General features: G+C 72.9%; 15 protein-coding genes. 4 read left to right on the top strand and 11 right to left on the bottom strand.

The genetic code is table 11. From position 1 onward, the window contains the following. Nucleotides 1–128: 128 nt before the first annotated feature. From VM636_RS18870 to VM636_RS18860, 3 genes are all read right to left on the bottom strand, one after another. Nucleotides 129–5,060, bottom strand: coding sequence for an NAD-glutamate dehydrogenase (locus VM636_RS18870; RefSeq protein WP_030418502.1), 4,932 nt, complete (start codon nucleotides 5,058–5,060; stop codon nucleotides 129–131). 486 nt (nucleotides 5,061–5,546) lie between these two features. Then, complete coding sequence (locus VM636_RS18865) at nucleotides 5,547–6,212, bottom strand: HAD family hydrolase (RefSeq protein WP_030418503.1); 666 nt, start codon at nucleotides 6,210–6,212, stop codon at nucleotides 5,547–5,549. A gap of 70 nt (nucleotides 6,213–6,282) precedes the next feature. Continuing rightward, nucleotides 6,283–6,807: a hypothetical protein gene (locus tag VM636_RS18860; RefSeq protein WP_030418504.1), complete on the bottom strand. Its 525-nt coding sequence runs from the start codon at nucleotides 6,805–6,807 to the stop codon at nucleotides 6,283–6,285. A gap of 308 nt (nucleotides 6,808–7,115) precedes the next feature. On the opposite strand from VM636_RS18860, the gene VM636_RS18855 reads away from it, so the two are divergent. After that, nucleotides 7,116–7,772 carry an Rv3235 family protein gene (locus VM636_RS18855; protein WP_053913903.1) on the top strand — a complete coding sequence of 219 codons (657 nt, stop codon included), beginning with the start codon at nucleotides 7,116–7,118 and terminating at the stop codon, nucleotides 7,770–7,772. A gap of 362 nt (nucleotides 7,773–8,134) precedes the next feature. On the opposite strand, the gene secA is transcribed toward VM636_RS18855, so the two are convergent. Further along, entirely contained in the window at nucleotides 8,135–10,951 is a 2,817-nt protein-coding gene (secA, locus tag VM636_RS18850; protein ID WP_030418506.1) for a preprotein translocase subunit SecA, read from the bottom strand. A gap of 279 nt (nucleotides 10,952–11,230) precedes the next feature. Between secA and VM636_RS18845 the strand changes: the two genes are divergently transcribed. Both VM636_RS18845 and VM636_RS18840 read left to right on the top strand, forming a co-directional pair. After that, nucleotides 11,231–11,800 (top strand): GNAT family N-acetyltransferase, encoded by a 570-nt coding sequence (locus VM636_RS18845; protein ID WP_030418507.1) that lies wholly within the window; start codon nucleotides 11,231–11,233, stop codon nucleotides 11,798–11,800. Between the two features lie 61 nt (nucleotides 11,801–11,861). Further along, on the top strand, nucleotides 11,862–13,037 hold the full coding sequence (locus VM636_RS18840) for a crosslink repair DNA glycosylase YcaQ family protein (protein WP_030418508.1): 1,176 nt from the start codon (nucleotides 11,862–11,864) through the stop codon (nucleotides 13,035–13,037). A 33-nt stretch (nucleotides 13,038–13,070) separates the two neighbouring features. Here VM636_RS18840 and VM636_RS18835 read toward each other — a convergent pair whose 3' ends face one another. From VM636_RS18835 to mtnA, 7 genes are all read right to left on the bottom strand, one after another. Next, nucleotides 13,071–13,817, bottom strand: coding sequence for a response regulator transcription factor (locus tag VM636_RS18835; RefSeq protein ID WP_030418509.1), 747 nt, complete (start codon nucleotides 13,815–13,817; stop codon nucleotides 13,071–13,073). A gap of 225 nt (nucleotides 13,818–14,042) precedes the next feature. Further along, nucleotides 14,043–14,735 carry a ribosome-associated translation inhibitor RaiA gene (gene raiA, locus VM636_RS18830; RefSeq protein WP_338485194.1) on the bottom strand — a complete coding sequence of 231 codons (693 nt, stop codon included), beginning with the start codon at nucleotides 14,733–14,735 and terminating at the stop codon, nucleotides 14,043–14,045. A 314-nt stretch (nucleotides 14,736–15,049) separates the two neighbouring features. Further along, nucleotides 15,050–16,060, bottom strand: a complete 1,011-nt coding sequence (locus VM636_RS18825) for a ComF family protein (protein ID WP_053913995.1) — start codon at nucleotides 16,058–16,060, stop codon at nucleotides 15,050–15,052. Between the two features lie 202 nt (nucleotides 16,061–16,262). Continuing rightward, nucleotides 16,263–18,107, bottom strand: a complete 1,845-nt coding sequence (locus tag VM636_RS18820) for an LpqB family beta-propeller domain-containing protein (RefSeq protein WP_030418512.1) — start codon at nucleotides 18,105–18,107, stop codon at nucleotides 16,263–16,265. Then, complete coding sequence (gene mtrB / locus VM636_RS18815) at nucleotides 18,097–20,229, bottom strand: MtrAB system histidine kinase MtrB (protein WP_338485193.1); 2,133 nt, start codon at nucleotides 20,227–20,229, stop codon at nucleotides 18,097–18,099. The genes VM636_RS18820 and mtrB overlap by 11 nt, the downstream gene beginning before the upstream one ends. A 1-nt stretch (nucleotide 20,230) precedes the next feature. Beyond that, nucleotides 20,231–20,920, bottom strand: a complete 690-nt coding sequence (gene mtrA / locus VM636_RS18810; RefSeq protein ID WP_193776289.1) for a two-component system response regulator MtrA — start codon at nucleotides 20,918–20,920, stop codon at nucleotides 20,231–20,233. A gap of 4 nt (nucleotides 20,921–20,924) precedes the next feature. Continuing rightward, a complete protein-coding gene (gene mtnA, locus VM636_RS18805; RefSeq protein ID WP_338485192.1) occupies nucleotides 20,925–22,067 on the bottom strand; it encodes an S-methyl-5-thioribose-1-phosphate isomerase in 1,143 nt (380 codons plus the stop codon). 140 nt (nucleotides 22,068–22,207) lie between these two features. Here mtnA and VM636_RS18800 point away from each other — a divergent pair, with 140 nt between their 5' ends. After that, on the top strand, nucleotides 22,208–23,545 hold the full coding sequence (locus tag VM636_RS18800; protein ID WP_338485191.1) for a hypothetical protein: 1,338 nt from the start codon (nucleotides 22,208–22,210) through the stop codon (nucleotides 23,543–23,545). Nucleotides 23,546–23,557: the final 12 nt, after the last annotated feature.

Below are 23,557 nucleotides of genomic sequence, written 5' to 3'. Positions count from 1 at the left end.
GGCCCGGGGCGCGTTCCCGGTCGTGCCGTGCTCCCTGTCGGCGGTGCTCCGTGCCGGGAGTCCCCGGGTCGGGAGCGCCCGGTGTCACCGGCGGGTGTCACACGCGCCCGGTGTCACAGGCGCTCGTGTCACGAGTGCGAGCGCAGCAGCGTCCGCATGGTCCGCATGGCCACCGACAGGTTGGACAGGTCGAAGGCGTCCGAACCGTGGATCTCCTCCAGCGTGGTGCGGGCCCGCGACAGCAGCGCCGCGTTCTTCTCCTGCCACAGCTCGAACCGCTGCTCCGGCGTCGACGCCTCCCCGCCGACGGCGAGCACGTCGGCCGTGAGCGCCGCGTGCGCGGCGAACAGGTCCTCGCGGATGGCCGCGCGGGCCATGGACTGCCAGCGGTCGGCGCGGGGCAGATCGCTGATCCGGTCCATGAGCTGCGTGATGTTCAGCCGGTCGGCGAGGTCGTAGTAGACCTCGGCGACCTCCAGCGGGTCGCGGCCCATGCTGTCGGCGACGGAGACGATGTCGAGCGTCGGGAAGGCCGAGGAGAACCCGGCGACCCGGGTGGCCGGCTCGTCCGGGACGCCCGCGGCGGTCAGCTCGTCGTAGATCCGCTGGTACCACTCGGCGTCCGCGCCGCGCAGCAGCTTGGGGAGCTGCGACCAGACCTCCTCCACGCGCGCGGTGAAGAACTCGACGGTCTCGGCCAGCTCCACCGGCTGCTGCCGGTTGTTGAGCAGCCAGCGCGTGCCGCGCTCCACCAGGCGCCGCGAGTGCAGCCGGATGCGGGTCTGGACGTCGGCCTCGACCTTGGTGTCCAGGGCCTCCACCGCGTCCCACACCTCGGCCGAGTGGAAGATGGCCCGCGCCGCGGTCTGCGCCCGCACGATCTCCTCCAGCGAAGCGCCGGTCTCCTCGCGCATCCGGTGGAGGTAGGTCGTACCGCCCGTGTTGACCGTGTCGTTGACCAGCACCGTGGTGGTGATCTCCCGGCGCAGCGGGTGGCCGTCGATCCGGTCGCCGAACTGCTCGCGCAGCGCGGTCGGGAAGTAGGCGTGCAGCAGTCCGCGCAGGTACGGGTCGTCCGGCAGCGAGGTGTGCAGCAGCTCCTCGGCGACCGTGATCTTCGTGTAGGCGAGCAGCACCGCCGTCTCGGGGGCGGTCAGGCCCTGCCCGGCGTTGATCCGCTCGCGGATCTGGCGGTCGGTGGGCAGGAACTCCAGCGCCCGGTTGAGGTGGCCCTCCCGCACCAGGTGGCGCAGGAAGCGCTGCTGGGCGTTGACCATGTCCTTGGACTGCGCGAGCGCGTTGGCGATGGCCGTGTTCTGCGCGTAGTTGTTGCGCAGGACGAGCGCGCCGACCTCGTCGGTCATCTCGGCGAGCAGCTTGTTGCGCTGCTTGACGGTCATGTCGCCGTCCTTGACGAGACCGTTGAGCAGGATCTTGATGTTCACCTCGTGGTCGGAGGTGTCCACGCCGGCGCTGTTGTCGATCGCGTCGGTGTTGACCCGGCCGCCGTTCATGGCGATCTCGATCCGGCCGAGCTGGGTCAGGCCCAGGTTGCCGCCCTCGCCGACGACCTGGACGCGCAGGTCCTTGCCGTCGACGCGGATCGGGTCGTTGGCCTTGTCGCCGACGTCGGCGTGGGACTCGGTGGACGCCTTGATGTACGTCCCGATGCCGCCGTTCCACAGCAGGTCGACCGGCGCGGTGAGCACCGCCCGCATCAGCTCGGCGGGGGTCATCTTGGTGACGCCGTCCTCGATGCCCAGGACCTCGCGCATGTGCGCGTTGACGGGGATCGACTTGGCCGAGCGCGGGAAGACGCCGCCGCCCGGGGACAGCAGCTTCTCGTCGTAGTCGGCCCACGAGGAGCGCGGCAGTTCGAACAGCCGGCGGCGCTCGGCGTACGAGACGGCCGCGTCCGGGGTCGGGTCAACGAAGATGTGCCGGTGGTCGAACGCGGCGACCAGGCGGATGTGCTCGCTGAGCAGCATGCCGTTGCCGAACACGTCACCGGACATGTCGCCGATGCCGACGACGGTGAAGTCCTCGGACTGGGTGTCCACGCCCAGTTCCCGGAAGTGCCGCTTGACGGACTCCCAGGCGCCGCGGGCGGTGATGCCCATGCCCTTGTGGTCGTAGCCGGCCGAACCGCCGGAGGCGAAGGCGTCCCCGAGCCAGAAGTTGTACGACTCGGCGACCTCGTTGGCGATGTCCGAGAACTTCGCCGTGCCCTTGTCGGCGGCGACGACGAGGTACGTGTCGTCCTCGTCGTGGCGGACGACGTCCAGCGGCGGGACGACCTCGCCGGCGACCATGTTGTCGGTGATGTCGAGCAGTGCCGAGATGAAGGTGCGGTAGCTGGCGACGCCCTCGGCCATCCAGGCGTCGCGGTCCACGTTCGGGTCGGGGAGCTGCTTGGCGACGAAGCCGCCCTTGGCGCCGACCGGCACGATGACGGTGTTCTTCACCATCTGCGCCTTGACCAGGCCGAGGATCTCCGTACGGAAGTCCTCCCGCCGGTCCGACCAGCGCAGCCCGCCGCGGGCCACCTTGCCGTACCGCAGGTGGACGCCCTCGACGCGCGGCGAGTAGACCCAGATCTCGAACGCCGGGCGCGGCGCCGGCAGGTCCGGGATCGCGGTCGGGTCGAACTTCATGGCGACGTAGTCGTGCGGTCCGCCCTCGCGCGACTCCTGGAAGAAGTTGGTGCGCAGCGTGGCCTTGATGACGGTCAGGAAGGAGCGCAGGATGCGGTCCTCGTCCAGGCTGGCGACCTGGTCCAGGGCGGCGTCGACCTCTTCGAGGAGGGCGTCGACGATCTCCAGCCCGGCGCGCTGGCGCTCCGGCGACATCCGCGCCTCGAAGAGCGAGACCAGCAGCCGGGTGGTGTGGACGTTGTTGCGGAGGGTGTCCTCCATGTAGTCCTGGCTGAACGTGGAGGCGGCCTGACGCAGGTACTTGGCGTACGCGCGCAGCACCATGGCCTGGCGCCAGGTGAGCCCGGCGCTGAGCACCAGGGCGTTGAAGCCGTCGTTCTCCGCCTTGCCGGTCCAGGTGGCGGCGAACGCCTCCTGGAACCGCTCGCGCGCGTCGTCGTCGAGGTCGCCGGCGACCGACGCGGGCATGCGCAGCCCGAAGTCGTAGATCCAGGCCGTGCTGCGGTCGGCGCAGCGCAGTTCGTAGGGCCGCTCGTCGGTGACCTCCACGCCGAGCCGGCTGAGCACCGGCAGGACGGCGGACAGGGAGACGGTGCCGCCCTTCTGGTAGATCTTGAGGCGGCGTTCCCCGGGGGCGGCGCCCACCGGCTCGTAGAGGCTGAGCGCGAAGGCGTGCTCGTCGTCGAGCCGCTCCAGGTGACCGAGGTCGGCGACGGCGGAGCGCGGGTCGTGGTCGGCCTTGTAGCCCTCGGGGAAGGCGCCGCCGTAGTGGCGCGTCAGCTCGGCGGCCCGCTCCTCGCCCACCTCGGCGGTGAGCGCCTCGCCGAAGCCGTCGGACCAGGAGCGGGCGGCGGCGACGAGGCGGGCCTCGATGCGGTCCTTGTCGGCGTCGGAGAGCTGCGGCAGTTCGGTGCCCTGCGGAACGCGGACCACGAAGTGCAGGCGGGACAGGATGGACTCGGTGTTCCAGGCCGTGAAGTCGACGCTGGTGCCGCCCAGCTCCTCCTTGAGGATGTCGATGATCCGCAGCCGGACGCCGGTGGTGTAGCGGTCCCGGGGGAGGTAGACGAGGGCGGAGTAGTAGCGCCCGTAGTCGTCCTGGCGCAGGTAGAGCCGCAGGCGGCGGCGCTCCTGGAGGTAGAGCACGGAGGTGGCGATGGGCCGGAGCTCGGCGACCGGGGTCTGGAACAGCTCGTCGCGCGGGTAGGTCTCCAGGATCTGGAGCAGGTCGCGGCCGTCGTGGCTGTTGGGCGAGAACCCGGCCTGCTCCAGCACCTCCTCGACCTTGCGCCGGATCACCGGCACGCGGCGCACCGACTCGGTGTAGGCGGCGGAGGAGAACAGGCCGAGGAAGCGGCGTTCGCCGACGACCTCGCCGTCGGCGCCGAACTTCTTGACGCCGATGTAGTCCAGGTACGACTGCCGGTGGACGGTGGCGCGGCTGTTGGCCTTGGTCAGGACGAGCAGGCGGTGCTCGCGCGCCTTGGCGCGGGCGTCGGCGGGCAGCCGCTCGAAGGACGGGCTGACCGGGTGGTCCTCGTCGACGTCGTGGTGCGGGTCGGAGCGCAGGATGCCGAGGCCGGTGCCGGGGAGCGCGGCGAGCGAGTCGTCCTCGCGCAGCTCGTACTCGCGGTAGCCGAGGAAGGTGAAGCGGTCGTCGGCGAGCCAGTGCAGCAACTCGCGCGCCTCCTCCACCTCCAGCGGGCCCAGGTCGCCGGGCAGGGGCTCGCCGGTCAGGCTGTCGGCGATGCGCACGGCGGCGTCCCGCATCTTGCCCCAGTCCTCGACGGCCTCGCGGACGTCGTTGAGGACGCGCAGGAGGTCGGCGGTGATCTGCTTGAGGTCGCCGCGGTCGCTCTCCCGGTCGATCTCGACGTGGATCCACGACTCGACGTGCGCGTCGTGCGGGAGGTCGTCGGCGGGCGGGTCGGCGAGGACCTCGACGAGGGAGCCGGCCACGTCGCGGCGGACCACGATCTGCGGGTGGACGACGACGTGGATGCCGCGCCCCTGCCGGGTCAGCTCGTTGGTCACGGAGTCGACGAGGAAGGGCATGTCGTCCGTGACCACCTCCACGACGGAGTGGCGGCAGGTCCAGCCGTTCTCCTCCACCGTCGGGGTGTGCACGCGCACGTTGGCCGTGCCCTGCGGACGGTGGTGGGCGAGCCGGAAGTGGGAGACGGCCGCCCCGAAGACGTCGACCGGGTCGCGGTCGCCCAGGTCCTCCGGTGCGGTGTGCCGGTAGTAGCGCTGGAGGAACGCGAACACGGACGCCTGGTCCGGGAAGCCCGGGGTGCCTTCGTCCGTCGTCCCGGTCGGTAGGTTGCCCCCGACCGGGCTGTTCTCAGCTACCCGCGCGGCCCGTTCGAGCAGCTCGGCCTTGGCTTCGTCCAGCTTGGTCTGCATTGTCCTCTGGCTCCTGTCGCGCGCCGTTGCGTGACGTAGAAGGAAGTACGGTCTCCCGCCCTGCGGCGTGGTGTCGGAACGCGGGGTGTCCGGTCTGTTCCGACGGTATGCCGCGTGGTGAGAGGAGCGGGGGCATATCGGCCGATGTCGTCGCCTTCGCCGGTGTGACGTCGCTCTCGTCGTCGACCGGGGAGTGCGTGGCGTCGTGCGGGGGCCGGGCGGCCCCGTCCCGCCCGCGAGAACCAGCGACCGCCGCCCGGACACGGATGTCGTCCGTGCGCACCGGGCGCGGGGCGGAGGCACCGATGCCCCCGCGAGCTATCGCGCTGATCACGCCCACAAGGCTATCGCCCCTCCCCTGGGGTCCGTCATGGGCCGCTTGTGTACAAATCCGGGGCCGGAAGTTTGACGTTCTGCACAGCTGTGCGGGGCCCGGAACGGGTTTGGCGGCCGAGGGAGCCGCGGCCCCGCTCTCCGGGCGGGGGCTCAGGAGGCCAGCCGCTCCGCCTCCGCCACGGCCTCGGCGAGGGTGTCGACGACGGGGACGCCGACGCTCTCCAGGCCGGCCCGGCTGTGCGAGCCGCCGGTGTAGAGCACGGCCCGCGCCCCCGCGTGCAGGGCGGCCACCGCGTCGTCGGCGGCGTCGCCGATCACCACCGTCCGGCCGGGCGCGACGCCGGTGAGTGCCGCGAGGTGGCGCACCATGTGCTCGGCCTTGCTGCCGCCGGAGGGCCCGGTGCGGCCGTCGACGCGCAGGAAGTGCGGTTCGATCCCGAACCCGCGGACCAGGGGCACGAGCTCGTCGTGGCCGTACATGCTCAGGAGGGACTGGCTGCGTCCGGCGCTCCCCCAGCCCGCGAGCAGTTCGGCGGCGCCCTCGGTGAGCCCGCACCGCGGGCGGTGCTCGGTGTAGTGCCGGTGGAAGGCGGCGTCCATGACCTCCCACTCGTCTCCGGTGGGCAGCCGCCCCATCAGCCGCTCGTAGAACCTGGGCACCGGCACGCAGTACAGCTCCCGGTACCGCTCCAGCGTGATCGGCTCCAGCCCCAGCTCGGCGAAGGCCGCGTTGGTCGCCGCGATGATCGCCTCGTTGTCGTGGAACAGCGTCCCGTTCCAGTCCCAGACGATGTGCGCGCCCGTGTGCATCCCCATGCGGAAAACGTACTCGCCCCCACGGACAGCCGGGCTCCGCGGTGCCCGGTTCCGGGGGTGGGCGCGGGCGTCAGGCGCCGGGGCCGAGCAGGTTCGGGATCTCCTGTGTCGCGTACCACAGCAGTTCGTGGTCCTCGGCGCCGTCCGCCACGAGACGGGCGTCGCCGTCCCCGGCGTCCGCCGCGGGCAGCGCCCTTGCCGCGGCGGTCACGTCCGCCTCCGCGTCGGCGGAGTCCACGTGCACGGAGGCCGCCTCGGCCAGCCGCAGCGCGCCGGTGACCCGCACCTCGCCGAGGGCCCGCGGGTCGAGACTCCCGGCGGGGTCGACGGAGGCCGCCTCGTCGGGCACGTCGGCGGCGACCACGACCCGGCGGCGCGCGGCCCGCGGATCGGCGGCCAGCAGCCGCAGCGAGGCCGCTCCCGCCCGGCCGAGGGCCGCGTACTCGAGTTCCTCGATGTCGTCGGAGAGGCACCATTCCCGCAGCGCGGGCGTGACGGCGTACGCGACGAGGGGTCCGGTCGCTCCCGTCGCCAGTTCGCCCGTCCGGTGCGCCTCGGCGAGACCGGAGAGGGTCAGGGGGACGTAGACACGCATGACGGACCGCTTTCGTGGTCGGGGCCAGGGCCGAAGGGCCGTGCCGGAGGGCCTTCAGGATACGTGCGGGTGTCCCCTTTCGAGTCCCCGCCCGGGGTGCCCCGTACGTCCACCTCCGGCCAGGACGTCACCCGGTTCCCCCGCCCCGTTGCGGGCCCCATCGCCCTCCGGATCACTCGTACCGGTGAATTCCGCGGGGTCCGACACCGGCCGGCCTCCGTCTTGCCGCACCGCCGCCGGGCCAGTACAAGATCCCCGACGGTTAAGTTACCGCCCGGTATCGCCGGGCCGCCGAACGGGGAAGTCCCATGCACAAAGTCATGACCAGGACCCGGCTCCGCCCGGTCCCCCGCACACCAGCCGGCCCGCTCTCCCCCGCGCCCGGCGAGGTGCCGCCCCGCGGCCCCGGCGGCGCCCCCGCGCGGACCGCTCCGTCCGGTGGCCGTCCGCCGGCCTCCCCGGGCCGCTCCGCCCGCTCCCGCACCCGGCCCGCGGACGGCCGGCCGGGTGCGGGGCCCGGCCGGGCCCGGACGGCCCCCCGGACGGCCCCGGACCTCCCGCGTCCGCCCGCGCCGCAGGTCCGGAGCGTCGTCCCCGCCCAGACGCCGCGCCGCCCCGTCCCGCAGCCGAGCCCGACGGACCGGTTCGCCGAACTGCTCCTGGGGGTGCTCAGCGGCCGCCGCCCCGTGCACGCGATGCTGCGGCACACCGCCGGCCGCGCCTACGACGAGCTGGCGCTCCTCGCCGAACGCGGCCCCCTGCGCACCCGGGGCACCCTCCCGGTGGTCCGCGACATCGGCTACTACGAGCCCCGTCCGGGCGCCCTGGAGGTCTTCGCCCGCATCGGCGCGGGCGACCAGCTCCGGGCCATGGCGTTCCGCCTGGAGCTGGGACGGGACCTGCGCTGGCGCTGCACCGCGGTCGAGCTGGGCGGCCCGCGCCGGCCACGCGCCGACGGCCCCTGAGGCGGGGGCGCGGGACGCTCGGGGCACGGGAGGCGCGGGAGACGCGGGAGGCGCGGGCGCTTGAGGCCGCATGCGGCCGGTGGGGCTTGTCGGGCCCGTGCGGCCAGTGCGGCGGCGCCTGTGGCCTGTGGGGCCCGTGTGGCCCGCCCCCTCAGCGCTCCATGGGGCCCATGCGGCCCATGGGGCCCATGCGGCCCATGGGGCCTGTGGAACCCGTGCGGCCCAAGCGGCCCATGTGGCGCCCGGCCCCACCACGGCCCGGTGCGGACCGGTGCCCGGTGCGCCCCCGGCACGCCGAAGGGCCGGCCGCCCCGGGGGACGACCGGCCCTTCCACGCTCGGGGCGCCACGGGCGCCGCGCGGTCACTTCTTGCGGCGGCGACCGCCCTTGGCCTGGCGGCGGCGCTCCGCCCGGGTGAGGCCGTCCGACTCGGAGCGCACGGGCTCGCCGTCGGTGCTGAACTCACCCTCGATGACACCGCCCTCACCGTCGACGGTCGGCGCCGAGAAGTGCAGTTCCCGGCGCTGCGGGGCGTCGAGCCCCTTGGCACGGATCTCCGGGCGGGCACCGGCCTGGGCCGGCACGGCCTCCTGCGGGGCCTTCTCCAGGGAGGGGGCGGCCTCCTCGACGGGGACCTCCTCGACCTGCTGCTCGACCTGGACCTCCAGGTTGAACAGGTAGCCGACGGACTCCTCCTTGATGCCCTCCATCATGGCCTGGAACATGTCGAAGCCCTCGCGCTGGTACTCGACCAGCGGGTCCTTCTGCGCCATGGCGCGCAGGCCGATGCCCTCCTGGAGGTAGTCCATCTCGTAGAGGTGCTCGCGCCACTTGCGGTCCAGGACGGAGAGGACCACCCGGCGCTCCAGCTCACGCATGATCTCGGAGCCGAGCTGCGTCTCCCGCGCCTCGTACTGCTCGTGGATGTCGTCCTTGACGGACTCGCCGATGAACTCGGCGGTGAGCCCGGCCCGGTCCCCGGCGGCCTCCTCCAGCTCCTCCACGGTGACCCGCACCGGGTAGAGCTGCTTGAAGGCGTTCCACAGGCGGTCGAGGTCCCAGTCCTCCGGGAAGCCCTCGGCCGTCTCGGCCTGCACGTAGGCGTCGATGGTGTCGTTCATGAAGTGCTGGATCTGCTCCTGGAGGTCCTCGCCCTCCAGGACACGGCGCCGCTCGCCGTAGATGACCTCGCGCTGCCGGTTGAGGACCTCGTCGTACTTCAGGACGTTCTTGCGGGTCTCGAAGTTCTGCTGCTCGACCTGCGACTGGGCGGAGGCGATGGCGCGGGTGACCATCTTGTTCTCGATCGGCACGTCGTCCGGGACGTTCGCCATCGACATGACGCGCTCGACCATCTGGGCCTTGAAGAGGCGCATCAGGTCGTCGCCGAGCGAGAGGTAGAAGCGGGACTCGCCGGGGTCGCCCTGGCGTCCGCTGCGACCGCGGAGCTGGTTGTCGATGCGGCGCGACTCGTGGCGCTCGGTGCCGAGCACGTAGAGGCCGCCCAGCTTCTCGACCTCCTCCTTCTCCGTCCTGACCGCCGCCTCGGCCCGCTCCAGGGCCTGGGGCAGGGCCGCCGCCCACTCCTCGATGTGCTGCTCGGGGTCGAGGCCGCGCTGGCGCAGCTCCGCCTCGGCGAGGTCCTCCGGGTTGCCGCCGAGCTTGATGTCCGTACCGCGTCCGGCCATGTTCGTGGCCACCGTGACCGAGCCCTTGCGGCCGGCCTGGGCGACGATGGACGCCTCCCGCTCGTGGTGCTTGGCGTTGAGCACCTCGTGCTGGACACCGCGCTTGCTGAGCTGCTGCGAGAGGTACTCGGACTTCTCGACCGAGGTGGTGCCGACGAGGATCGGCTGGCCCTTCTCGTGCTTCTCGGCGATGTCGTCGACGACCGCCTCGAACTTGGCGACCTCGGTGCGGTAGATCAGGTCGGACTGGTCCTTGCGGACCAGCGGCTTGTTGGTCGGGATGGGGACCACGCCGAGCTTGTAGATCTGGTGGAACTCGGCGGCCTCGGTCATCGCCGTACCGGTCATGCCGGAGAGCTTGTTGTAGAGGCGGAAGAAGTTCTGGAGGGTGATCGTGGCGAGCGTCTGGTTCTCGTCCTTGATCTCCACCCCTTCCTTCGCCTCGATCGCCTGGTGCATGCCCTCGTTGTAGCGGCGGCCGGCGAGGATACGCCCGGTGTGCTCGTCGACGATCATGACCTCGCCGTCGATGACGACGTAGTCCTTGTCCTTCTTGAAGAGTTCCTTGGCCTTGATGGCGTTGTTCAGGTACCCGACGAGGGGGGTGTTGACCGACTCGTAGAGGTTGTCGATGCCGAGCCAGTCCTCGACCTTGGCGACGCCCGCCTCGTGGATGGCGACCGTGCGCTTCTTCTCGTCGACGTCGTAGTCGCCGGTCTCCTCCATGCCCTTGAGCGGGTTGCCGGCCTCGCCCTTCTTCAGGCGGCGGACCAGCTTGGCGAAGTCGCCGTACCACTTGGTGGCCTGGTCGGCGGGGCCGGAGATGATCAGCGGCGTACGGGCCTCGTCGACGAGGATGGAGTCGACCTCGTCGACGATGGCGAAGTTGTGGCCGCGCTGGACCAGCTCGTCCTGGGACCACGCCATGTTGTCGCGGAGGTAGTCGAAGCCGAACTCGTTGTTCGTGCCGTAGGTGATGTCGCAGTTGTACATCTCACGGCGCTGGGCCGGGGTCATGTTGGCGAGGATGCAGCCGACCTCCAGCCCGAGGAACCGGTGGACGCGGCCCATCATCTCGGAGTCGCGCTCGGCCAGGTAGTCGTTGACCGTGACGATGTGGACGCCCTCGCCGGAGAGCGCGTTCAGGTACGCGGGCAGCGTGCCGACGAGGGTCTTGCCCTCACCGGTCTTCATCTCGGCCACGTACCCCATGTGCAGGGCGGCGCCGCCCATCATCTGCACGTCGTAGTGGCGCTGGCCGAGGACGCGCTTGGCCGCCTCACGCACGGTGGCGAACGCCTCCGGCAGCAGGTCGTCCAGGGTCTCCCCGTCGGCGTAGCGCTGCTTGTACTCGTCGGTGAGCGCGCGCAGCTCGGCGTCGGAGAGGCCGACGAAGTCCTCTTCGATGGAGTTGACCTGGCCCGCGATGCGGTGCAGCTTGCGCAGGATCTTGCCTTCGCCTGCACGCATGATCTTGGAGAGGACGGACACGGGGGTTGGTCTCCTTGCCGGTCGGGCCTGGGACGGTCGGTTTCCCTTGTACTGATGGAGCAACGGCCATGGTATGCGAGGACCCCGCCGCCCCGGGAGCCCGCCGAAGCGGGGATCGTACGCCCGATCGGCCCCGCCGCCGGCCGCTCCCGACGGGTACAACGTCCCGGGCCCGCCGATGGTGCCGCCCCGCAGCGGGAAATCCCGCGGTGCGCGCACGGGCGGTCACGCACCGCAAAGCGATGGCGCCGGGCGTGCGCCGCCGAGCAGAATCGCACGATGGACCCCGAGACCCTCACCACCGAACGCCTGGTCCTGCGCGCCGTCGGCCCGCGGGACACCGATGCCGTGTACGCCGCCTGCCAGGACCCCGACATCCAGCGCTGGACGGTGGTCCCCTCGCCCTACCTGCCGGAACACGCCCGCGACTTCACGGAGCGGATGGTGCCCGAGGGCTGGGCGGACGAGACCATGTTCACCTTCGGCGTCTTCCTCCCCGACGGCGAGCTGGTGGGCATGTCCGGGGTCACGATCCACGCCCCCGGCCTGGGGGAGATCGGCTACTGGTCGGTCAAGGAGCACCGCGGCCGGGGCCACCTCACCGAGGCCACCGTCGCCGTCGCCCGCTGGGTCTTCACCCGCGGGGGCGTCGAACGGCTGGAATGGCGGGCCGAGGCCGGCAACACCGCGTCCCGGGCGGTGGCGCTGCGCGCCGGGTTCACCATGGAGGGCACGCTGCGGGCCGCCCTGGAACAGCGGGGCGTGCGCCGGGACTGCTGGGTCGGCTCCCTGCTCCCGTCCGACCTGTCCCTGCCCGCCAGAACGCCCTACCTGCCGTCCCCGCGGTGAGCGGCGGGTACGCCGGCGGACCCGGACCCGCTGTCGTACCCACCCCTTATCGTGCGGACGCATGACGACACTCCCGGCCCCCGCCCTGGAACTGTCCGCCGACGAGGCCCGGCGCATCGCGCTGCGCGCGCAGGGCTTCCTCGGCGCCCCCGACCGCCGCGGCGGTGTGCGCGGGGTCCTGCGCCACCTGGGCGCGGTGCAGCTCGACACCATCTCGGTCCTCGCCCGCTCCCACGAACTCATCCCGTACGCCCGCCTCGGCGCGGTCGGCCGCACCCGCGTCGAGGACGCCTACTGGAAGGACACCCACGCCTTCGAGTACTGGTCCCACGCGGCCTGCATCCTGCCCATCGAGGAGTGGCCCCACTTCGCCTTCCGCCGCCGCGCCTACCGCGACCGCCCGCACTGGAACCACGACCTGCCCGACGGCGCCTACGAGCAGGTCGTCAAGCAGTTGCGCGCCGAGGGTCCGCTGACCGCGACGGAGCTGGGCGGCGCGAAGCGGACCAGCGAGTGGTGGGACTGGTCGGGCACGAAGGTCGCCGTCGAGCGCGCCCTCATGTACGGCGAGGTGGTCTGCGTCGAGCGCCGCGGCTGGAAGCGGGTCTACGACCTCGCCGAGCGCGCCGTGCCCGGGGCGCTGCTCCACGACGACCTGGACGACGCCGAGTGCCTGCGCCGCCTCGTCCGCCTGGCGGGGCGTTCGCTGGGTGTGGGGACCCGTGCCGACATCGCCGACTACCACCGGCTCAAGGGGGAGCAGGTCGACGCCGTGATCGCGGAATCGGGGCTGGTCCCGGTGTCCGTGGCGGGGTGGGGGCGGCCGGCCTGGGCGGACCCGGAGGCGTTGGCGACGCCGCCGCGCGGGCGGCACCGCACGACGCTGCTGTCCCCCTTCGACTCCCTGGTCTGGGAGCGGGCCCGCACCGAGCGGATCTTCGGCTTCACCCATCGCCTGGAGGCGTACGTGCCCCGGCAGAAGCGGGTGCACGGCTACTTCGCGATGCCGGTCCTGGCGGGCGGTCGGCTCGTCGGGCGGGTGGACCCGGCGCGTGAGGGACGCACGCTGGTCGCCAGGCAGATCACGCTGGAGGGCGTGAAGGCGGTCCCGGCGGCGGCTCAGGCCCTGGTCGAGGCGGCGGGCTGGGTGGACTGCACGAACGTGCGCCTGGAGCGGGTCGAGGCGCCCGGGCTGCGGGAGCCCCTCACCCGGGAGCTGGCCCGGCTGCTCGCCTGATCCCGCCGATCCCGCCGATCCCGCGCCGGGCGGTCAGTGGATCTCGAGGATCTTCTCCCGCATCGCGTAGACCACGGCCTCCATCCGGGAGTGGAGCTGAAGCTTCTCCAGGATGTTGCGGACGTGGTTCTTCACGGTGTTCTCGGAGATGAACAGCTCCTTGGCGATGTCCCGGTTGTTCATGCCGGTGGCGACGAGCTTGAGCACCTCCAGCTCGCGGTCGGTGAGCCGCGGCGCGGGCACGAGCCGGCGTTCGTCGGTCCGCTGGATCATCGACTTGAACTCGGTGAGCAGCTTGGACGCCATGGACGGGCTGATCTGGGACTGGCCGTCGGCGACCGCGCGGATGGCGGCGGACACCTCGTCCGTCGAGATCTCCTTGAGGAGGTAGCCGGTGGCTCCGGCTTTGATCGCGTCGTAGAGGTCGGCCTCCTCGTCGCTGATCGTCAACATGATGATCTTCGCGCTGGGGGCCACCTCCTTGATGGAGGTGCATGCCTCGATACCGCCCCGCCGGGGCATCCGCACGTCCATGAGGATGATGTCCGGCAGCAGGTCGGCGGCCTTCTCCACGGCCTCCGCGCCGTCGCCGGCCTCGCCCACGACCTGGATGTCCTCCTCGGCCGCGAGCACGATCTCCAGACCGCGGCGGAAGAGGGCGTGGTCGTCCACGACAAGGACTCTGATGGGCTCCTTGCGTGGCGAGCCTCCGTCCGGGCCCATGCCGTCGACGCCGTCGACGACGCCCTCGTCCTGCATCGGTCCGAAACTGTTGGCCATCGTTCCTCCCCCTGACGGCTGCGGTCCCGCGTTTCCGGGCCCTCGCCAACCCAAGGCAACGGCCCACCGGTTGGGCCGTTGACGCCATGATTCCATGCTGACCGGCGCCGGGGTGACAGAGCACGGCGGCGCAGGGGTCGCACGCCCTCGCGCACCGTCGCACACCGGTGCCCCTGGGGGCGCACGCACGCTCCAGGGGCACCGCTTCACTGTCGCCCGGCGAGGTCAGGCGCCGAGTGCGTCGCCCGCCTCGGGGGAGAGCTCCTGCGTGACCATCGTGTCCGTGCTGAGGTGGATCACCCCGTAGTCGTACGCGTGCCGTCGGTAGACGACACTGGGTTCCTTGGTCTCCGAGTCGACGAACAGGTAGAAGTCGTGCCCGACCAGCTCCATCTCGTAGAGAGCCTGGTCGAGGGTCATGGGCGCGGCCACGTGGGTCTTCTCGCGGACGATCAGGGGGCCGTCGCCCTGGACCTCCAGCGAGCCGATCTTCCTGGTGGGGACGCCGGCCTGGCCCTCCTGGGCGGCGACGGCGCCGTTCCCGTTGAGGGTCGCCGCGTCCGGGACGTGGTGGGGGACCTCGGCGGCCGAGATCCGGCGGGCACCGCGCCGTGAGTAGCGCTTGTCGTGCTGCTTGCGCAGCCGGGCGTCCAGCTTCTCCGCGGCCAGGTCGAGCGCCGCGTACGGGTCGCTCGCCGCCGCCTCCGCCCGGATCACCGGCCCGCGCGAACGCAGGGTGATCTCCACCCGGTCGCAGCGGTCGGCCTGGCGGGGATTCATCTCCTTGGACACCTCGACGTCGAGGCTGATCACCTTGCCGTCGAGCTTCTGGATCTTCTCCAGCTTCAGCTTCTCGGCCACGTGCTTCCGGAACCGCTCGGGCACCTCGGTCTTGCGGCCCTTGACGACGATGTCCACGCAGAACTCCGTTCCCGGATCGCTCCGCTTCCATGGCGGAGCGTCTCCCTTTCGCACCAGGCTCCGGTGTGGTCCGGAGCCTCGGACTCGGTGACTTCCACCTCCTCCCCAGCGGACGAGAACTCCACTCCACCGGTGCGGGTGATGACGGGGAGAACCCGCAGCACGGCATTCCGGTGTACGAGGTGTGGCCTGCGGCTTTACCTCTCAACCGAACATATCTCGCCCGGACGGATGTCGTCACCCTCTCACGCGGTGTACCTCCGTTCCGGTGAATTGATTCCCTCATTACCTGCAACGCGGCAAGTTAACGATCAGTTCCGGTTTATTTCGAAGGAATCCGGTGAGGACGCGACCACTGCCGCGTGGAGAGTCCGACGGATGGCATCACCGCCTTCGTGGGGGACGGTCCGTACCGGCCCCTTCGTCCGTTGTTCTCTGCCTTCCCCTGCCGCCGGCGGATACACGGCCGATCCGCCCCTTCCGCGCGCCCTTCCGGCCCTTGCGGAGAACCCTTCGCCTTCCCCTCCCCCGCCCACCCCCGCGTACGTCGCCGGGAGCGGCCCGCGTCCAGCCCCGGCCGCGCGCCGCGGCACGGCCGGACCGGGCGGGCCCATCGCGGCCCGTACCGCGCGTGCCGCCTCCGCCAGGGTCGCCCCGGTGGTCATGAGGTCGTCGACGAGGACGACCACGCCGGCGTCCTCCAGCGACCGGACCGCGCCGGGCGCCACCGCCAGCGCGCCGGCCAGGTTGCGCCGCCGCTCACGGGCGCCGAGCCCCGACTGGTCGGCCACCGCCCGGCGTTGCCGCAGGGCGGTGAGCACCCGTGCCGGTGTGCCCCCGCGCCGCAACTCGCCCGCCGCCGCGAGAGCGATCCGCCGCGCCGGGTCGTGTCCGCGTGCCGCCACCGCCTTCCGCGCGGACGGCACCGGCACGAGCAGCACCGGGCCCGCGCGCACCCGTACCGCCTCCCGCCCCGGCGCCGGACCGCCCGGCCCGGCCCGCGCCGCCCGGGGCGCTTCCCCTCCCGCGTCCGCCAGCGCGGCCCCCACCGCCCCCGCCAGGGCCGTGCCGAGCGGTCCGGCGAGGGTCAGGGCGCCCCGCTCCTTGTGGGCCAGCAGGACGGCCCGCACCTCGTCCGCGTAGGGCGCGGCCGCGTACACCGGCGGCAGTCCGGGCGGCTCCGGCGACGGCCGCACCCGGCGCGGCGCCGCCCCGCCCAGCGCCGCGCGGCAGGGCGCGCACAGCACCGTCCTGGCTCCGCCGCAGCCTCCGCACTCGGCCGGCAGCACCAGGTCCATCAGGTCCCGCCACCACGTCCACATGGCGCCCACTGTGCCCGAGTCCGCCGGACCCCGCCGCCCCTGTGGACAAGGCCCTGTGGACAACCCGGCGCACCGCGCGACGGCCGTCACCCACACGCGCATCAGCGCAGGCCACAGCAGCAGGCCGCAGCGAGCCACAAGGGGCCACAGCAGGCAACAGCGGCTGCGCACCGCTCCACGGCAGGGCGTCCCCGCCGCGCCGTCACCCCGGATAGACCGGTGCCGTCCCCTCCGTGACCTTCTGCCACTGCATACCGGACGGCAGCCGCACGATGGTGTCCTCCGAGTAGGCGACCAGCGGAAGCCGCTCGTCCTCCGTCGCGGCGATCTCCTTCACCCCGGTCAGGGCGGCGGGCACGGACGCCTCGGGCGTGGAGCCGTCGACCTGCACGTACCCGATCTGCTGCACACCGCCCTGCTCACGCCCGACCACCACGAGCCGGCTGTCGCCGGCCCAGGACATGGCGGTGACCTCCTCCAGCTCGGGCGTCGCGGAACGCAGTTCGAGGACGGTGACCGTCGGGTGCTCCTCCCCGTCCCGGGTGTCCCGTTCGATCCGCCCGATGAGCAGCGAGCGCTCGCCGTCCTTCTCCACTATCAGCGCGATCCGCACCCCGTCGGCCGCGACCCGCACCGCCTGGACACGCCCGTCCAGGCCCGGCATCCGCACCTGGGACGGCTCGCCCTCGCCCTGCCTGAAGACCAGCAGCCGGGCCGCCGCGGGGTCGCGGTCGGCGATCCACAGGTCGCCCTGGGCGTCCCAGCTCGGCGGCGTCAGCCGGTCCGCCTCGCGCTTGCCCGCGCTGCTCAGCAGCGGGTCGCCGAGCGAGGCGCCAGGCACCAGGGAGGAGACGTACAGGGACTTGCCGTCGGCGCCGACCCCGGCCGCCCAGTGCTCGTCGCGCGAGACGGCCACCGAGCCGAGGGCCTGCTCGCCCTCGCCCAGCGGGCCGGGCACCGGGTCGGGGCGGGTGCCGTTGCTGCCGGCGGCGATCCGCACCAGCCGCTGCTCCTCGCCCACGAAGTACAGCGAGTCGGGGCGCTGGGCCGAGCCTCGGGTCGCCACCGCCTCGGCCCGGTCGTCCGTGAGCGAGCAGAGCCGGGTGCCGCCGGAGCGCAGCTCGACCTCGTCCACGGCCGGCGTGAGGCTCTGGAGCGTGAACAGGAGCTGGGCGGCCATCTCGTCGCAGGTGTCCTCGCCGACCCGTGCCGCCCGTTCGTTGAGCGACACGGTCAGCTTGTTGCGGTCGTCCGGCGTCAGCGGGGCGGCGCCCCGCGCCAGGGCCGTCCCGGCCGGGAAGCTCGACCGGACCACCGGACCGATCAGCCGGGTCGGCCCCTGCACCAGGGACCGCACCACCTGGGTCATCGAGTCCACCCGCCGGCGCACGTACACCGGGTCGGCCACGGCCGCGGGGCGCCTGCCGGTGCCGGACGCCGTCTCCGGGACGGTGTTCGCGGCGAAGTAGTACTTGTTGACGGACAGGTAGTTGCGCTGGAAGTCAGATTTACCCATGACGACGCCCTGCGGCGGCACGTCGATCCGCCACTGCCGGCTCTTGCCGTCCCGGGTGAGGTGCACCGGTTTGCGGTACGAGCCCTCCGCCGGCGCGTACGACTGCTGGGCGTCCACCGTCGCGACCTGGACGCCGGTCAGGGTGACCGAGTAGTCGTTCCCCTCCTCGCGGCTGCCCGAATGGTCGGAGACGGTGCCGGGGGCACCCGCGAGGACGACCGTGGACCGCTCGGGGCTCCAGGACTTCGCGGCCTGCGCCGTCAGGTACTTGCGGGCCGTCTCGTAGTGCGGGTCGTCGCTGGTCAGCGCCTCCAGGAAGCCCTGCACGATGTCCACGGGCGAGGCGTCCTCGCGCGGCGGCATGGCGAACACCCGCACCTGCGGGTCCTGCCGCGGCGTCGACTCCACGCCCCGCAGGTCGCCGCTGTCGGGCATGGAGGCGCACCCGGCGAGCAGGACGACGCCGCAGACCGCGTACGTCACCGCGCGCACCGGTGCCCGCCGGCCGCTCCCCGCGCGGTCAGCGCCCACGTGATGCCTCCCCTAGCCTGTGCGTGTCCTCGGACCCGGCTCCTGCGTCCGGGCGGTGCCCGGTGCCCGGTCCGTGACCGGTGTCGGGGCGCCGCGTGTCCCGTGCCGCCTCCGGCGCGTCGGTCCCGTCCGGCCGGGGCGGGTCCGCGGCGGGCCGGGCCACCACGCGCGCGCCGTTGCCGGGCAGCGCGGTGGGGTCGGCCGTCGGGGGCTCGGCTGCGGTCAGCGGGGGTATCGGGCCCCGGCCGGTGGCCGTGGCCGTCGCGGCGGTCGCCGTGCGGACCGGTGCGGGCGGCCCCGTGCCGGAGCCGTCGGAGGGGGCCGCGTCCTGGGTGCCGGTGGTGTCGTGTTCGCGGTGGCGCCGGGAGTCCGGCGGCTCCAGCGGGATCGGGGAGCCCCGGAGCGGCTCGTCCGCGGTCCTCGGCAGCGTCAGCCGGAACTGCGAACCGCCGCCGGGCTCGCCCCACGCCTGGAGCCAGCCGCCGTGCAGCCGCGCGTCCTCCAGGGCGATCGACAGCCCGAGGCCCGTGCCGCCGGTGGTCCGGGCGCGGGCCGGGTCGGCGCGCCAGAACCGGCTGAAGACCCGGGTCGCCTCGCCTGGCTTGAGCCCGACGCCGTAGTCGCGCACGGCGACGGCGACCGCGCCGCCCGCCGCGGCGAGCCTGACGACGACGTCCTCGCCCTCGCCGTGCTCGACGGCGTTGACGACGAGGTTGCGCAGCACCCGTTCGACGCGGCGGGCGTCCGCCTCGGCGACGACGGGCTGCTGGTCGCCGAGGACGCGGATCCGCGTGCCCTTGCGCTCGGCGAGCGGTTCGGCGCCGCTGACCACCCGGCGGACGACCTCGCGCAGGTCTATCGCCTCGGCCTCCAGTGCCGCCGCGCCCGCGTCGAAGCGGCTGATCTCCAGCAGGTCCGCGAGGAGCGTCTCGAAGCGGTCGAGCTGGTCGGCGAGGAGTTCGGCGGAGCGCGCGGTCACCGGGTCGAAGTCCACGCGCGCGTCGTGGATGACGTCGGCGGCCATCCGCACGGTGGTCAGCGGCGTCCGCAGCTCGTGCGAGACGTCGGAGACGAAGCGCCGCTGCATCCGCGACAGCTCCTCGAGCTGGTTGATCTTGAGCTGGAGGTTCTGCGCCATCTTGTTGAAAGCCTCGCCGAGCCGCGCGATGTCGTCCTCGCCGGTGACCTTCATGCGTTCCTGGAGGCGTCCGGCGGAGAGCCGTTCCGCGATGCCGGCCGCCATGCGCACGGGCGTGACGACCTGGCGCACCACGAGCCAGGCGATCGCCCCCAGCAGGACGACGACGAAGAGCCCGGCCGTCGCCAGGGTGCCCTTGACCAGGCTGAGGGACTTCTCCTCCTGGGTGAGCGGGAAGAGGTAGTAGAGCTGGTACGGCTCGCCGTTGGGGTCGTTGACCTGCTTGCCGATGACCAGGGCGGGCTGGGAGCCCTGGTCGGAGCTGTAGACAATCCGGGTGTAGCTCTGGGCCGCCGCCGTGCTGCCGTCGATCCGCTGCCGCAGTGCCTCGGGCACGCTGGCCGAGGGGTCGACCAGGCCGGAGGCGCGCGGTCCGCGACCGCTGCCGCTGTCGCCGCCGACGGGCAGGGTGACCACGTCGAAGGCGCCCTGTCCGCCGCTGGAGAGCGCCTTCACGAGATCGCTCATCCACTGGATGACGTTCTGCGGGGCGCGGCCGTCGGCGGGCGTGCCGCCGTCGTCGCCGGTGGTGGTGCTGGCCGCCTCGTCGGCCTTCTGCTTGGCCGCGGCGAACCCTCCGGTGGCCTGGCTCTGGGACGCCTTCACCTTCGCGTCCAGCAGCCCGTTGCGGACCTGCCCGATGACGACGAAGCCGAGCAGCAGGACGACGCCGAGGGACATCAGCAAGGTGGTGACGACGACCTTGAGCTGGATGTTGCGCCGCCACAGCCGCATGACGGGCAGCAGCGGGCGGCGCACCCAGCGCACGAGGAGACGCAGCACGGGGCTGCCCTGGACGCCGCCGTGCAGCAGCCCGCCCTCCAGCAGGCGCTCCCAGCGGGAGCCGGTGGGGCCGGGGTCGACAGGCCGCCCGGCGCCCGGCCCGGAACGGCCCGGCGCCGCCGCGGCGCTGTCCCTGGTCATGTCAGCTCGGTCCGGCCTTGTAGCCGACGCCGCGGACGGTCACCACGATCTCCGGCTTCTCCGGGTCCTTCTCGACCTTGGAGCGCAGCCGCTGGACGTGCACGTTGACCAGACGGGTGTCGGCCGCGTGCCGGTAGCCCCAGACCTGTTCCAGGAGCACCTCGCGGGTGAACACCTGCCACGGCTTGCGGGCCAGTGCCACCAGCAGGTCGAACTCCAGCGGCGTCAGGGCGATGGACTGCCCCTCCCGCTTTACGGAGTGCCCCGCGACGTCGATGACCAGGTCGCCTATGGCGAGCTGCTCCGGCGCGGGCTCCTCGGACCGGCGCAGCCGGGCGCGGATGCGGGCCACCAGCTCCTTGGGCTTGAACGGCTTCACGATGTAGTCGTCGGCGCCCGATTCCAGGCCCACCACGACGTCGACCGTGTCGCTCTTGGCCGTCAGCATCACGATCGGCACACCCGACTCCGCCCTGATCAGGCGGCACACCTCGATGCCGTCCCGGCCGGGAAGCATCAGGTCGAGCAGCACCAGATCGGGCTTGGTCTCCCGGAACGCGGCCAACGCCTTGTCGCCGTCGGCTACGAAAGACGGCTCAAAACCCTCACCACGCAGCACAATGCCGAGCATCTCGGCCAGTGCGGTGTCGTCGTCGACGACAAGGACTCGTCCCTTCATAAACGACATCATCCCATTAGCTCATCGTGACCTGGCGTGACCTGACACACAGCTCGGCGAGGGCCCCGGCCGTCACGGGCGAGACCGCGCCCTCCTCGGTGACGATGGCGGTCACCAGCTCGGGCGGCGTCACGTCGAACGCCGGGTTGTACGCCTGGGCCCCCGGCGGTGCCACCGGAATCCCACCTCCCCCTCCCGTCACCCGCACCCAGGGCGCTGTGACCTCCGTCACTTCGCCGCCGGGGCGCTGTTCGACCTCGATGGACGCCCCGTCCGGTGTGCCGGGGTCCACCGTCGTCACCGGCGCCACCACGATGAACGGCACATGGTGGTACCGCGCGAGCACCGCGAGCGGATAGCTCCCCACCTTGTTCGCCACCGAACCGTCGGCCGCGACGCGGTCCGCCCCGATCAGCACGGCGTCCACCTCACCGGCGGCGAACAGCGAACCGGCCGCGTTGTCGGTGAGCAAGGTATACGCCATGCCGTGGCGGGACGCCTCATAGGCCGTCAGGCGAGCACCTTGCAGCAACGGACGCGTTTCGTCCACCCAGAGCCGCCGCAGCCGGCCCGCCCGGTGCGCGGCGAGCGCCACGGCGAACGCCGTGCCCTCCCCGCCCGACACCAGCGCCCCGGTGTTGCAGTGGGTCAAAACGCGGTGTCCGCCGCCCGGCAGCAGCTCGTCCAGGAGCGCCAGCCCGTGCCCGGCCATCCGGGCGCTGGCCTCGGCGTCCTCCCGGTGCAGGGCCCGTGCGGCGGCGAGCGCCGCGGCGGCGGCCCGCTCGGGATCGCCGCTCCGCGCGAGGACGTCCCGGTACGCGGTGTGGGCGCGGCGCACCCCGACGGCGAGGTTCACCGCGGTGGGGCGGGCCCCGGCCAGCGCCACCGCGGCCTCCTCCACGGCGTGACCGCGTGCGGCGGCGAGCGCGATCCCGTAGGCTCCCGCGATGCCGAGCAGCGGCGCCCCGCGCACGGCGAGCGAACGGACCGCCTCCACCAGCGCGGACGGGTCGGGGCACACCAGTTCGGCCTCCTCGGCCGGCAGCCGGGTCTGGTCCAGCAGGACCAGCGCCGGGCCGTCGGGCAGTTCCTCCCAGCGCAGGGCGGGGATGCCGCCAGGGCGCCGGTCCTCGCCGGTTCGCGCGTACTGATCAGCCATGCGGCCAGTCTGCCCCCTGCGGGGCGGCCCCTGGCAGGTGTGCGGGGCGGACCGCGCCCGGTCCCCGCGAGACCACCCCATGGCACGATGGCAGCCGAAACGCCACCGCGACCGCGGACGGGCACCGTGAAGGAGCGACGATGAACGACACTCCGGGCTGGGCATCGCCCGGACCCGCCCCGTCCGACGGGCGGGAGCCCGGCGCGTCCGGTCCCGCCGTCCCCCCCGGCACCGAACGGCCCGCCGGCGCTCCGGCCCCGGAGCAGGGGCACGCCGGTCCGCAGTGGTCCGACCGGCAGCCGCCCCCCGGCCAGTGGTCCGCGCCCGCGGGCCCCGGCCAGGCTCCCCACCCCGGCGGGCAGGCCCCGCCCGCCGGCGGCGGCTGGGGAGGCCAGGGCGGCTACGGCGCCCCGGGGGGCTGGGGAGGCCCCGGCGGGGGCTGGGGAGGCCCCGGCGGGGGCTGGGGAGGCGGCTGGGGCGGTCCCCCGCCCGCGGCCAAGCCCGGCGTCATCCCGCTCCGCCCGCTCGGCCTGGGCGAGATCCTGGACGGCTCGGTCTCCACCATGCGCGCCCACTGGCGCACCGTCCTCGGCATCTCGCTGACCGTCGCGGTCCTCACGGAGGTCGTCACCGTCCTGTTCCAGGGGTTCCTCCTGGACAAGACCGGCACGGCCGCCCTCGACCGCGACCCCTCGCCGGGCGAGGTGGCCGACGTCTTCTTCGGCGCTCTGCTCGGTTCGGCGCTCGTCTTCGCCGTCACGCTCGTCGGCACCGTCGTGGCCACGGCCCTGCTGACCACGGTGACCAGCCGGGCCGTCCTCGGCGCCTCGGTGACCACCCGTGAGGCGTGGCGCGACGCCCGGCCCCAGGTCCCGCGGCTCCTCGGCCTGGTCCTGCTGATGATGCTCATGGTGTCCGGCGTACTGCTGGCCGGGCTGCTGCCCGGACTCCTCGTCACCTTCCTCGGGGGCGACACTGGGGCCGGGACGGCCCTGACCGTCCTCGGCTTCCTGGGCGCCGCCGTCTACGTGGTGCGGCTCATGGTCCGTCTCTCCCTGGCCTCCCCGGCGCTGATGCTGGAGAAGCAGGGGATCGTGAAGGCCCTGCGCCGCTCCGGCAGGCTGGTGGACGGCTCCTGGTGGCGGATGTTCGGCATCCAGCTCCTCACCGCGCTGATCGTGGGCGCCGTCGGCGTGCTCGTCGTCATCCCCTTCGCCTTCGTGGCCGGCCTGGTCGCCGGCGACGGCTTCGGCGACTTCGTGGAGGGTGCCGGCGGCCTCGGCTGGGCCTTCCTCATCATCAGCGGCATCGGCTCGGTGATCGGCTCGATGATCACGTTGCCGATCTCGGCGGGCGTCACCGTGCTCCTGTACATCGACCAGCGCATCCGCCGCGAAGCCCTCGACCTCGAACTGGCCCGTGCCGCCGGCGTCCAGGCCCCCGGGGCCGGCGCCCCCGGCACCGTCCCGGGGAGCTGATGCGGTGAGTCC

This window comes from Streptomyces sp. SCSIO 75703 (genome assembly GCF_036607905.1).
GTDB lineage: Bacteria > Actinomycetota > Actinomycetes > Streptomycetales > Streptomycetaceae > Streptomyces.
Note: the sequence above shows the minus strand (reverse complement) of the source record. Positions and strands in the feature narration are given on the sequence as shown.